The sequence below is a fragment of the Intestinirhabdus alba genome, from assembly GCF_009711095.1.
Lineage (GTDB): Bacteria > Pseudomonadota > Gammaproteobacteria > Enterobacterales > Enterobacteriaceae > Intestinirhabdus > Intestinirhabdus alba.
Genome location: NZ_WMJZ01000056.1, coordinates 1 through 12,072, shown reverse-complemented (window position 1 = coordinate 12,072; position 12,072 = coordinate 1). Strand labels below are relative to the sequence as shown.

Below are 12,072 nucleotides of genomic sequence, written 5' to 3'. Positions count from 1 at the left end.
CTCAACCCCGGTCACTTACTGATGTAAGCTCCCGGGGGTTTACCAGCCGTGGCCCCCTCCGCCTGACGAACCGTTGCCAGAGGGGCCGGAGCCACGGTAGCGCGAACCAGGTGAACGACTTAATTAGCGTTTTTCCCAGCCGTTTCGCAGCGGTGTAAATCCAAGCGTCTGCATAAACGCCGCCATCGCGTCGCGATCCTCCACGCCGACGTCCGCCATCCACCAGGAGGCAATCTCCGGGTGATTGCGGATGGTCTCCTCCACTAAATATTGCCCCACGCCGCGTCGGCGCGTTACGTCGCGCACGCGCAGTGAATCCAGCGCCCCATGAGAGCCGCTCAGCGTTACCCTGACAGCGCCCAGCAGCCGCTCGTTGAAGCGGGCGGCGTAAATGCGGTGCGTCTCATCCACGCTCAGGGATGCAGGGGAATATTCCGGCCAGATTTTGCCCAAATCGGTGCGATCCTGGTCGCTAAAATTTTCTAAACAAATGATGGTTAGCTTCATTGCCCGCCGGTCCGAATCACAAAAGAAGACGTCAGTGTACCGAAATATTTTATTCGGACGCATTTCATACGCCAGGGAATTAATTCTTTCCCGGCAGAATCTCCAGCCTGAAAAATTAGAGAATAAAAAAACAGGCAGTTTATTCAGCTGATAATTAGCGGATTGCAATGCTTTTTATGCCGTTATTTTATGCTGTGCCCTGCGCTTTTTTTTGTTTATCTATGGACAAAAGCAGAATATTATCTGTCCTTAATCGTCTGAAAAAATAGACTTTTTACCATAAAGCGCCGCAATAAATTATGCTAAATCTTTAATGTGGCTGATAAAACTATGCCCTAAATAATTCGAGTTATGGGACAAAACGCAGAGCGTTTTGAACGGCCTCGGGTCGCCCTGGGTGAGGGGCAGGGATGTCCCTCATTAATCCCCGGGAGCATAGCGAACTATTTAGGGACAGGGAGAGGCCCTCTGGGCCTGGGCGAAACTCGCGGCGGTCGGCTCGTCAGGAGCAGATCGGCGGGGCCGATACCATCATCGGGCCGCTGAGCTGGGATGAGAAAGGCGATCCGCAGGGATTTGAGTCTGGCGTCTTCCAGTGGCATGCCGATGGGTCATCTACGGCTGCTGAGTAATAATTCCGTCGTCCGGCCGGGCGACTTCAGAAAGGTTACCTTATGTCCGAGCAGTTTCTCTATTTTCTGCAGCAGATGTTTAACGGCGTAACGCTGGGAAGCACTTATGCGCTGATCGCCATCGGCTATACCATGGTGTACGGCATTATCGGCATGATCAACTTCGCCCACGGCGAGGTCTACATGATCGGCAGCTACGTCTCTTTTATGATTATCGCCGCGCTGATGATGATGGGCATCGATACCGGCTGGCTGCTGGTGGCGGTTGGGTTCGTTGGGGCGATCGTTATTGCCAGCGCCTGGGGCTGGAGCATCGAGCGGGTGGCCTACCGGCCGGTGCGCAACTCCAGACGCCTGATTGCGCTGATTTCGGCAATCGGGATGTCAATTTTTCTGCAGAACTACGTCAGCCTGACGGAAGGATCGCGTGATGTGGCGCTGCCCAGCCTGTTTAACGGGCAGTGGGTGGTAGGAAGCAGCGAAAGCTTCTCGGCGACCATTACCACCATGCAGCTGGTGATCTGGATTGTCACTTTTCTCGCTATGCTGGCGCTGACGCTGTTTATCCGCTACTCGCGAATGGGTCGCGCCTGCCGCGCCTGCGCCGAGGATCTGAAAATGGCCAGCCTCCTTGGCATCAATACCGACCGGGTTATCTCCCTGACCTTTGTTATCGGCGCGGCGATGGCGGCGGTGGCGGGCGTCCTGCTCGGGCAGTTCTACGGCGTGATTAATCCTTATATTGGCTTTATGGCCGGGATGAAGGCCTTTACCGCCGCGGTACTGGGCGGCATCGGCAGCATTCCTGGCGCAATGCTTGGCGGCCTGATTCTGGGCGTGGCGGAAGCGCTTACGTCCGCCTACCTGAGCACCGAGTATAAAGACGTGGTGTCGTTCGCCCTGTTGATTCTGGTGCTGCTGGTTATGCCAACCGGCATCCTGGGCCGTCCGGAGGTAGAGAAAGTATGAAACCGATGCAGATTGCGATGGCGCTGCTCTCCGCCGCGATGTTTTTCATTCTGGCGGGCATCTTTATGGGCGTTCAGCTTGGGCTGGAGGGCACCCGGCTGGTGGTTGACGCCGCGGCGGATATTCGCTGGCAGTGGATAGCTATTGGTACCGCGGTGGTTTTTCTTTTTCAGCTGCTGCGTCCCGCGTGCCACCGGGCGCTGAAGGGGATCGCCGGGCCGGCGCTGGCCATACCGGCCATCGACGGCTCGACCGTCAGGCAGAAACTGCTGCTGGCTGCGCTGCTGGTCGCCGCCGTGGCGTGGCCGTTTATGGTATCGCGCGGCACGGTGGATATCGCCACCCTGACGATGATTTATATTATCCTCGGGCTGGGCCTGAACGTGGTGGTGGGGCTTTCCGGCCTGCTGGTGCTCGGCTACGGCGGCTTTTATGCCATCGGTGCTTATACCTTTGCGCTGCTGAACCACTATTATGGCTTCGGCTTCTGGAGCTGCTTGCCGCTGGCGGGGCTGGCGGCGGCGGCGGCGGGTCTTCTGCTCGGTTTCCCGGTACTCAGGTTGCGCGGCGACTACCTGGCGATTGTCACGCTGGGCTTCGGCGAGATTGTGCGTATCCTGCTGCTGAATAACACCGAAATCACCGGCGGGCCGAACGGCATCAGCCAGATCCCCAAGCCGACGCTGTTCGGCCTGGAGTTCAGCCGCACCGCCCGCGAAGGAGGCTGGGATACTTTCAGCAACTTCTTCGGCCTGAAGTACGATCCCGCCGATCGCGTTATCTTTCTCTACTTGGTGGCCCTGCTGCTGGTGGTGCTGAGTTTGTTTGTGATTAACCGCCTGCTGCGGATGCCGCTGGGCCGCGCGTGGGAAGCGCTGCGGGAAGATGAAATCGCCTGCCGCTCATTAGGCTTAAGCCCGACGCGGATCAAGCTGACCGCCTTTACCATCAGCGCCGCGTTTGCCGGATTTGCCGGTACGCTGTTCGCCGCCCGCCAGGGCTTCGTCAGCCCGGAGTCGTTCACTTTTGCCGAATCGGCCTTTGTGCTGGCGATCGTGGTGCTGGGCGGCATGGGGTCGCAGTTTGCGGTGATCCTCGCGGCGATACTGCTGGTGGTTTCCCGCGAGCTGATGCGCGACTTTAACGAGTACAGCATGCTGATGCTGGGCGGCCTGATGGTACTGATGATGATCTGGCGTCCGCAGGGGCTGCTGCCGATGACCCGCCCGCAGCTGAAGCTGAAAAACGGCCAGGCGAAAGGAGAGCAGGCATGAGTCAGCCATTATTAGCGGTTAACGGCCTGATGATGCGCTTCGGCGGTCTGCTGGCGGTCAACAATGTCGCGCTGGAGCTGCATCCGCGTGAGATCGTTTCGCTTATTGGCCCCAACGGTGCCGGGAAAACCACGGTCTTTAACTGCCTGACCGGATTTTATAAGCCTACCGGCGGCACCATCAGGCTGCGCGATAAACGCCTGGAGGGGCTGCCGGGCCAGCAGATCGCCCGCATGGGCGTGGTGCGCACCTTCCAGCACGTGCGGCTGTTCCGCGAGATGACGGTAATTGAGAATCTGCTGGTGGCGCAGCATCAGCAGTTGAAAACCGGCATTTTTTCCGGCCTGCTGAAGACCCCCTCTTTCCGCCGGGCGCAGAGCGAGGCGCTGGATCGCGCCGCCGCCTGGCTTGAGCGCATTGGCCTGCTGGAGCACGCCAACCGCCAGGCCAGCAACCTGGCGTATGGCGATCAGCGTCGGCTGGAGATCGCCCGCTGTATGGTCACCCGGCCGGAGCTTCTGATGCTTGACGAGCCGGCCGCCGGACTCAACCCGAAGGAAACCAAAGAGCTGGACGAGCTGATCGTTGAGCTGCGCACGCATCATGACACCACCATCCTGCTGATTGAGCACGATATGAAGCTGGTGATGGGGATCTCCGATCGCATCTACGTGGTCAATCAGGGGACGCCGCTGGCGAACGGTACGCCGGAGCAGATCCGCAACAATCCGGACGTGATCCGCGCTTATCTCGGAGAGGCATAAGATGGGAAAAATCATGTTGTCCTTTGACAAAGTCAGCGCCCACTACGGCAAAATCCAGGCGCTGCATGAGGTGAGTCTGCATATTAACCAGGGGGAGATCGTCACCCTGATCGGTGCCAACGGCGCGGGAAAAACCACGCTGCTCGGTACCCTGTGCGGCGATCCGCGCGCCAGCAGCGGGCGGATCGTTTTTGATGACAAAGAGATCGCCGACTGGCCGACGGCGAAGATCATGCGCGAGGCGGTGGCGATCGTTCCGGAAGGGCGTCGGGTATTTTCGCGTATGACGGTGGAAGAAAACCTGGCGATGGGCGGTTTTTTTGCCGATCGCGAGCGGTTTCATGAACGTATTAAAGGGGTTTATGAACTCTTTCCGCGCCTGCATGAGCGACGCATTCAGCGGGCGGGCACCATGTCCGGCGGTGAACAGCAGATGCTGGCGATTGGGCGCGCCCTGATGAGCCAGCCCAGGCTGCTGCTGCTGGACGAGCCTTCGCTGGGCCTGGCCCCTATCATCATTCAGCAGATCTTCGATACCATCGAGCGGCTGCGCGAGCAGGGGATGACGATCTTCCTTGTCGAGCAGAACGCCAATCAGGCGCTGAAGCTGGCCGACCGGGGCTATGTGCTGGAGAACGGTCATGTCGTACTGTCTGACAGCGGCGACGCGCTGCTGGCTAACGAAGCCGTGCGCAGCGCCTATCTGGGCGGCTAGCGGCGACGTTTTGCTCGCAGAGCCAGCAAGAGCGGAAAAGCGTGTTTTTATCCTTTCCTGGGCGGGACGGCGGTAAATCAATATGTTATCGGACGCGCCCGGCAATAACAGGCGGGTTCCGAAACCTGAAAGGCTCCTCGTATTGCAAACAGAGCGGGAATGGACTGCCCGCTCTGTTTTATCCTCGCCACTTTGCCGCAGCCTTTAGGTCAGGCGCAGGGCAAAGCATGGTCTGACCGCGCTTCTGAACGTCTGAAGGCGAACGGCAATTCAGCGAAACTCGTCAGAACGACCCTGCCGTCAGGCGGTGGTGTCGTTACAACATCTGTTGCGTTACCTGGGCTTCCCTTCCCATGAGCCGGCACCCGCGCCATTGACCCGGGCGGCCCGGACTTTCGCCCTGCCGCTTAAGGGCTGATGGCTTTTAACGGCACGTCGGGCTATGGATGAAGCATTCCGCCGCTGTTGCTCTGCGGCAGCGTCTGCGGCGGATTTAGCGTCCGGTCCGGATCGGCGTGCAGCATTCCGCCGCTACCGTTGGGGAGCACCTGCTGGCCGACGGGGGCGCTCCCCCCCGGCTGGGCCTGCCGTACCCGGGCGGCGTTGTTATTAAGCTGATTTTGCAACTGCTGCTGCTGGGCGCGCGTCTGGGTTTGCAGCTGTTGGTTAAGCATCCCTTTTTGCTGGATCTGCTGCGACTGCATCTGCGTCTGCATTCGCTGTTGGCTGGGGTTTTGATAGCCCGGCAGGTTCGGGTTATTCAGGGTGTTGATGGGTTCTGCGAAACCGGCAAACGGCAGGAGCGCCGCGACTATTAAGAGTTGTCTCATCATCTTTCCTCCTTTGAGGGGATCGCTTAAGTTTACCTCTTATCCCGGCGCATCGAGGATTATTTCAGCGTTCTGCGCCAGCCTCAGGAGAAGCTCCTCCAACGGTGAGACAGGCGATGGCCGTGGGATCACCGCCTGTCTCATTTTGTCGAAAAGCGATGCTGTCCGCCGCGCGACGTCCCGGCGTCCTCTTATTCTTTTTCGCATGGTCTGCGGTCGTTTTGCTCACTGTGCAGGGCTTCAGAGCGCTCCGCTCAGGGCGGGCCTGGCTGAGAACATTTAATTTGCAAAAAGTGCTGGACAAGTGCGAATGAGAATGATTATTATTGCATTGCGTTCAGGGAGACCTTAGCGGAGTACCTGAAAGCACGACATTGCTCACATTGCTTCCAGTATTATTTTAGCCAGCCGCGCGCTGGCTTTTTTTTGCCCGTTATCACCGCTACGCCTTCTGGATTTTATCGGCGGCGACGCTCTGCGTTGCGGCATCTTTCTTCATGCCAATTACGTTGTTTTTTTCCTCTACCGGCGGCAGCGCCTCCGCATTGCCGGAGAAAATACCGCCTTTCTTCACCGCCAGATCGCGATAAATGAGCTTACCGGTAATGATGCCGTTCTCATCAATTTTTATGGTGTCGCTGGTACACTGGCCGATAACGTTACCGTCGATAATCAGCTCCCGGCAGGCGATATCGCCCTCTACCGTTGCCCCCTGCTTAACCTCGATCCGGCTCTCTTTGGCATCAATGTTGCCGTGGAGCGTGCCGTAAATAGCCATATCGCCGCTGGCCGTAATATTGCCCACAAAGGTGACATCCTGGGCGATCCAGGTAATGGCCCGGGCCTGCGCGCCGGACGGCCCGGCCCCCTTAAATGAGGGGGTGTCGTTAAGGACATTGTGGGACGATTCGCCGGTTTTATTCTTTTTAAACATTGGATTGACCTTGATAAGTAGAAAATGAATACTGAAAGCCAGCAGGCTGAGCGCCGCTGCCGGCCATGTTAAATACGTGGCGTCAAAGCACCAGGCCGCCAGGCTCAGCAGCCAGAAGAGAAGGGCACTATTTAAAGCAAGGTACTTTCTTTCCATAGGAAGTGACTGGCTACTCCGTGAGTCCAGGGCTGCGCGGAGGAGAGAGAACCCATCTCCGACGTGAAACTTACCTTCAGGGTACAGATTCAGGCATATATTTCGCCGGCTAACCACTCGTTTATACTGAATTTATATACATGAGCTAATGTTTTTTATAGGAATATTCCTTCGGCAAATCAGTTACTGCCGCCACTGCGGTAATAAAACCCCTTACAGGCCGCGCGTGGCCTCCGGCCCGCCGGGGTAATTGATGCGAAAATAGTGCCCACCGTCGGCGTTTCGATTCTGCAACGTATGTGTTGCGCATCAGGGCAGGCTCCTTTGAGACGCTCTGACCCTCGACATACCCGTATACGGAACCGGTGAACCATAAGGGCGACACGAGGAAAGACTGTGCCGGAAGCGGGTGATTCTGGTCGGCCCTACCGGCTTCTTTAAAACTCTGCGGTACGGCGTGGTGGATTACTTCAGGGTAACTGATGTTCTCACCGCTCTGAGACGGCTGGGGCCGGGCTTCAGACGGCCGTTATCTGCCACCCTATCCCTTGAGAAATGGTGGATAACGCCCTTGCTAAAGTTGTTCATATTTTTTGAATGGACGGGTCAATTTTCCCCCTCTATCTTCCCTGCGCGATCGGGTCCACACTGACTCCATCGCAAACATATGGGGTTACGATAATGATCGTGTTACGCAAAGCAAACGACCGCGGCCATGCTAATCACGGCTGGCTGGATTCCTGGCATACCTTTTCTTTCGCCAACTATTACGATCCGAACTTTATGGGTTTTTCAGCGCTACGGGTGATCAATGATGACGTGATAGACGCCGGGCAGGGCTTTGGCACCCATCCTCATAAAGATATGGAGATCCTTACCTATGTGCTGGAAGGCGTGGTGGAGCATCAGGACAGCATGGGCAATAAAGAGCAGGTGCCCGCCGGTGAATTTCAGATTATGAGCGCCGGAACGGGGGTGCGCCATTCGGAGTACAACCCGAGCGCGACCGGACGCCTGCATCTGTACCAGATCTGGATCGTCCCGCAGGAGACCGGTATTACGCCGCGCTACGAACAGCGCCGTTTTGATGCGGCCCAGGGTAAACAGCTGGTGCTGTCGCCGGACGCCCGCGACGGCTCCCTGAAGGTTAATCAGGATATGACGCTCTGGCGCTGGGCGCTGGCGAAAGGGGAACGTCCGGAGCATCCGGTTGCCGCCGGGCGTCAGGTATGGATCCAGGTGGTAAAAGGCGAGGTGACCGTTAACGGCGTTAAGGCCCACGTCAGCGACGGGCTGGCCATTCGCGATGAGCGGACCCTCTCGGTGCGCGCCGACGCCGACAGCGAAGTGCTGCTGTTTGACCTGCCGCCTGTCTGAATAAGACCTGCGCTGTCTTTTCACCGTGGCCAGGTGCTGCCGGCGGTCGTACCGGCCCCGGCAGAGCGGCCTGACGCCCGCCGGCTGCCGCGCCCGGCCAGGCCCGGCGTCGATAAACGGGGGCCGCCCGGTTTCCTGTGGCTTATATCGGCTCGAAGGTTGCGCCGGGTCCGTGATAGACTCTGCGGATCTCTCCCTTTTTAACCCTTTCAGGACGATGAAAAAGAAAAGACCTGTACTTCAGGATGTCGCTGACCGCGTGGGCGTGACGAAAATGACGGTCAGCCGTTTTCTGCGTAATCCGGAGCAGGTCTCCGTCGCGCTGCGCGGTAAAATTGCGGTGGCGCTTGATGAGTTGGGCTATATTCCCAACCGGGCACCCGATATCCTCTCAAACGCCACCAGTCGCGCTATCGGCGTGCTGTTACCCTCTCTGACCAACCAGGTTTTCGCAGAAGTGCTGCGCGGCATCGAGGCCGTAACCGACGCCCACGGCTATCAGACCATGCTCGCCCACTACGGCTATAAGCCGGAAATGGAGCAGGAGCGGCTGGAATCAATGCTCTCCTGGAACATCGACGGTCTGATCCTCACCGAGCGCAGCCATACGCCGCGAACCCTGAAGATGATTGAAGTAGCGGGCATTCCGGTGGTGGAACTGATGGACAGCCGTTCCCCCTGCCTGGATATCGCGGTTGGATTCGACAACTTTGAAGCCGCCCGGCAGATGACCGCGGCGATTATCAGCCGGGGCCATCGGCATATCGTCTATCTGGGGGCGCGCCTCGACGAACGTACTATTATCAAACAGAAGGGGTATGAACAGGCCATGCGCGATGCCGGTCTGTCGCCTTACAGTGTGATGGTGGAACAGTCCTCTTCTTATACATCGGGTATTGAACTGATCCGTCAGGCGCGGCGTGAATATCCGCAGCTGGACGGCATCTTCTGCACTAACGACGATCTGGCGGTGGGGGCGGCGTTCGAATGCCAGCGCCTGGGGTTGAAGATCCCGGACGACATGGCGATTGCCGGCTTCCACGGCCACGATATTGGCCAGGTGATGGAGCCGCGGCTGGCCAGCGTGCTGACGCCGCGTGAGCGGATGGGCAGTATTGGCGCAGAGCGCCTGCTGGCGCGCATTCGCGGGGAAAGCGTAGTGCCAAAGATGTTAGATTTAGGTTTCACTCTGTCGCCGGGTGGCTCAATTTAGCCCGACAATTTTGAAGTAGCTCACACTTATTCGCTTGTGGCACGAATGGGCATTGCTTCCCGGTTTGTCCGCCCGGACAATGTTACGCATAACAGTTACCCGTAACACTTACCGCATCCTGTACTGAGGGGCATTACCTTGAGCACGACTAATCACGATCACCACGTTTATGTTCTGATGGGCGTTTCGGGCAGCGGCAAATCCGCTGTCGCAAGCGAAGTGGCGCATCAGCTACATGCCGCGTTTCTCGACGGCGACTTTCTTCATCCGCGGTGCAACATCATCAAAATGGCCTCTGGCGAACCGCTGAACGACGACGACCGCAGGCCGTGGCTACAGGCCCTGAACGACGCCGCTTTCGCCATGCAGCGCACGAATAAGGTTTCGCTGATCGTCTGCTCCGCGCTGAAAAAGCACTACCGCGATCTGCTGCGCGACGGCAATCCGAACCTCTCCTTTATCTATCTGAAAGGGGATTTTTCGTTGATTGAAAGCCGCCTGAAGGCGCGCAAAGGCCACTTTTTTAAAACCCAGATGCTGGTAACGCAGTTTGAAACGCTGCAGGAGCCGGGCGCTGACGAAGCCGACGTGCTGGTGGTGGATATCGATCGGCCGCTGGACGACGTAGTGGCAAATACCATCGAGGTCATTAACAAAGGCGGTCAACAGTGAGTACCTTAACCCTTGTTTTAACCGCAGTCGGCTCCGTCCTGCTGCTGCTGTTTCTGGTTATGAAAGCGCGAATGCACGCCTTTGTCGCCCTGATGGTGGTTTCCATTGGCGCGGGGCTGTTTTCCGGAATGCCGCTCGAAAAAATCGCGGCGACCATGGAAAAGGGGATGGGCGGCACCCTCGGCTTCCTGGCGATTGTGGTCGCCCTCGGAGCGATGTTCGGTAAAATCCTGCATGAGACCGGCGCGGTCGATCAGATCGCCGTCAAAATGCTTAAATCCTTCGGCCACGGCCGTGCGCACTATGCCATAGGCCTGGCGGGACTAATCTGCGCGCTGCCGCTGTTCTTTGAGGTGGCGATCGTACTGCTGATTAGCGTCGCCTTCTCCATGGCGCGTCACACCGGCACTAACCTGGTGAAGCTGGTGATCCCGCTGTTTGCCGGGGTGGCCGCCGCCGCCGCGTTTCTGCTGCCGGGGCCAGCGCCGATGCTGCTGGCTTCGCAGATGCATGCCGACTTCGGCTGGATGATCCTGATTGGCCTGTGTGCGGCGATCCCCGGTATGCTTATCGCCGGTCCGCTGTGGGGCAACTTTATCAGCCGCTACGTGGAGCTGCACGTGCCGGACGACGTGACCGAGCCGCACCTGGGCGAGGGGAAAATGCCCTCCTTCGGCTTCAGCCTGTCGCTGATCCTGCTGCCGCTGGTGCTGGTGGGGCTGAAAACCATCGCCGCGCGCTTTGTGCCGCAAGGCTCCGGTGCCTATGAGTGGTTTGAATTTATTGGTCATCCGTTCACCGCGATTCTGGTGGCCTGCCTGGTGGCGATTTACGGCCTGGCGATGCGTCAGGGAATGCCGAAAGATAAGGTGATGGAGATCTGCGGCCACGCGCTGCAGCCGGCGGGTATTATTCTGCTGGTCATCGGTGCCGGCGGCGTGTTCAAGCAGGTGCTGGTAGATTCCGGCGTTGGCCCGGCGCTGGGCGAAGCCTTAACCGGCATGGGGCTGCCCATCGCCATTACCTGCTTTGTGCTGGCGGCGGCGGTGCGCATCATTCAGGGCTCGGCCACCGTGGCCTGCCTGACGGCGGTGGGGCTGGTAATGCCGGTCATTGAGCCGCTGCACTTTTCCGGCGCGCAGATGGCGGCGCTCTCTATCTGCATCGCCGGCGGCTCCATCGTGGTCAGCCACGTTAACGATGCCGGATTCTGGCTGTTCGGGAAATTCACCGGCGCGACCGAAGCGCAGACGCTGAAGACCTGGACGATGATGGAAACCATCCTCGGCAGCGTCGGGGCGATTGTTGGCATGATCGCCTTTTCACTGCTGAGCTAGGCTGCCAGGTTATTCCCGTTTGTCGAAACGCTCAGGCTCCCGTTCGGGAGCCTGAGTGATTTCTGCCGAGGGGTAGCGACAAATTGGTTGGAAACCGATTTGAACACATAGCCATGAGGGTGAGACGTATAATTAAGCCGAGTAGCCATGTAGCTAACGTACAGGCAGTCTGAAGTATGACGGGACAGAATTATTTTGCTGAATATAATCCGATATGAATCCATGCGTTGAAAAATTCATCTAAAACAGGATCATCGTTTAACGATTCAATTGTCACTTTATACTGACCGTACTCATAGGGTAAATTTTTGATGTAGAAGTAGTACCCCTTTTTGTCGATATAAGAGAGCGGCAGGCTGTTGATCTTTTGGTTGTAAATCAATTTTTCACTTAAATCTGCCGAAACCTTTATTACGCTCACATTTAACAATGGTAAGACGTTTGCTGTGGTTTTTTCGCGGTTTAACATAATAGCATCATAACGAGCTTCGCTATTTTTATTTTTCTTGTTTACTCTAATCATTATTTGAGGGGAGGGGCTGTTTGAGGGTATTAAATATAAATATTTAGTGGTGGGTTGCGGGACGTTCCAGAAGATAAAATCAGTTATGGTTCCTTTTTTCCCTGGGGTGACAGATTTCTCAATGATATAATTATTTTTGCCTACCACCGTTGGCTTTGGCGTCAGAAAA

12 protein-coding genes and 1 pseudogene are annotated in these 12,072 nt (G+C 57.3%); 9 read left to right on the top strand and 4 right to left on the bottom strand.

Annotated features, from left to right (window positions below):
- Window positions 1-123: 123 nt before the first annotated feature.
- Window positions 124-507 carry an aspartate 1-decarboxylase autocleavage activator PanM gene (panM, locus tag GJV78_RS21475; RefSeq protein WP_155110150.1) on the bottom strand — a complete coding sequence of 128 codons (384 nt, stop codon included), beginning with the start codon at window positions 505-507 and terminating at the stop codon, window positions 124-126.
- A 518-nt stretch (window positions 508-1,025) separates the two neighbouring features.
- Here panM and GJV78_RS21470 point away from each other — a divergent pair.
- From GJV78_RS21470 to livF, 5 genes and pseudogenes are all read left to right on the top strand, one after another.
- Window positions 1,026-1,139 (top strand): annotated as a pseudogene (locus GJV78_RS21470) (leucine ABC transporter subunit substrate-binding protein LivK); the annotation flags it as partial.
- Between the two features lie 42 nt (window positions 1,140-1,181).
- Window positions 1,182-2,108 (top strand): high-affinity branched-chain amino acid ABC transporter permease LivH, encoded by a 927-nt coding sequence (gene livH, locus GJV78_RS21465; protein WP_155110149.1) that lies wholly within the window; start codon window positions 1,182-1,184, stop codon window positions 2,106-2,108.
- Window positions 2,105-3,382, top strand: coding sequence for a high-affinity branched-chain amino acid ABC transporter permease LivM (locus GJV78_RS21460; RefSeq protein WP_155110148.1), 1,278 nt, complete (start codon window positions 2,105-2,107; stop codon window positions 3,380-3,382). Before livH ends, GJV78_RS21460 begins: the two co-directional genes overlap by 4 nt.
- Window positions 3,379-4,146 (top strand): high-affinity branched-chain amino acid ABC transporter ATP-binding protein LivG, encoded by a 768-nt coding sequence (gene livG / locus GJV78_RS21455; protein WP_155110147.1) that lies wholly within the window; start codon window positions 3,379-3,381, stop codon window positions 4,144-4,146. Before GJV78_RS21460 ends, livG begins: the two co-directional genes overlap by 4 nt.
- Window position 4,147: 1 nt before the next feature.
- On the top strand, window positions 4,148-4,861 hold the full coding sequence (gene livF, locus GJV78_RS21450) for a high-affinity branched-chain amino acid ABC transporter ATP-binding protein LivF (RefSeq protein WP_155110146.1): 714 nt from the start codon (window positions 4,148-4,150) through the stop codon (window positions 4,859-4,861).
- A gap of 440 nt (window positions 4,862-5,301) precedes the next feature.
- Here livF and GJV78_RS21445 read toward each other — a convergent pair whose 3' ends face one another.
- Window positions 5,302-5,691 carry a DUF2756 family protein gene (locus GJV78_RS21445; RefSeq protein ID WP_155110152.1) on the bottom strand — a complete coding sequence of 130 codons (390 nt, stop codon included), beginning with the start codon at window positions 5,689-5,691 and terminating at the stop codon, window positions 5,302-5,304.
- 442 nt (window positions 5,692-6,133) lie between these two features.
- On the bottom strand, window positions 6,134-6,625 hold the full coding sequence (locus tag GJV78_RS21440; protein ID WP_230979207.1) for a bactofilin family protein: 492 nt from the start codon (window positions 6,623-6,625) through the stop codon (window positions 6,134-6,136).
- Window positions 6,626-7,462: 837 nt separating this feature from the next.
- Between GJV78_RS21440 and GJV78_RS21435 the strand changes: the two genes are divergently transcribed.
- The 4 genes from GJV78_RS21435 (at window position 7,463) to gntU (ending at window position 11,380) form a co-directional block, all read left to right on the top strand.
- Window positions 7,463-8,158, top strand: a complete 696-nt coding sequence (locus tag GJV78_RS21435; RefSeq protein ID WP_155110144.1) for a pirin family protein — start codon at window positions 7,463-7,465, stop codon at window positions 8,156-8,158.
- A 217-nt stretch (window positions 8,159-8,375) separates the two neighbouring features.
- On the top strand, window positions 8,376-9,371 hold the full coding sequence (gene gntR / locus GJV78_RS21430; RefSeq protein ID WP_155110143.1) for a gluconate operon transcriptional repressor GntR: 996 nt from the start codon (window positions 8,376-8,378) through the stop codon (window positions 9,369-9,371).
- Between the two features lie 138 nt (window positions 9,372-9,509).
- Window positions 9,510-10,043 (top strand): gluconokinase, encoded by a 534-nt coding sequence (gene gntK, locus GJV78_RS21425; RefSeq protein ID WP_155110142.1) that lies wholly within the window; start codon window positions 9,510-9,512, stop codon window positions 10,041-10,043.
- On the top strand, window positions 10,040-11,380 hold the full coding sequence (gene gntU / locus GJV78_RS21420) for a gluconate transporter (protein WP_167519694.1): 1,341 nt from the start codon (window positions 10,040-10,042) through the stop codon (window positions 11,378-11,380). Before gntK ends, gntU begins: the two co-directional genes overlap by 4 nt.
- Window positions 11,381-11,570: 190 nt before the next feature.
- Here gntU and GJV78_RS23110 read toward each other — a convergent pair.
- Window positions 11,571-12,072, bottom strand: a 502-nt coding sequence (locus tag GJV78_RS23110; RefSeq protein ID WP_167519693.1) for a hypothetical protein, incomplete at its 5' end; no start/stop codon positions are given.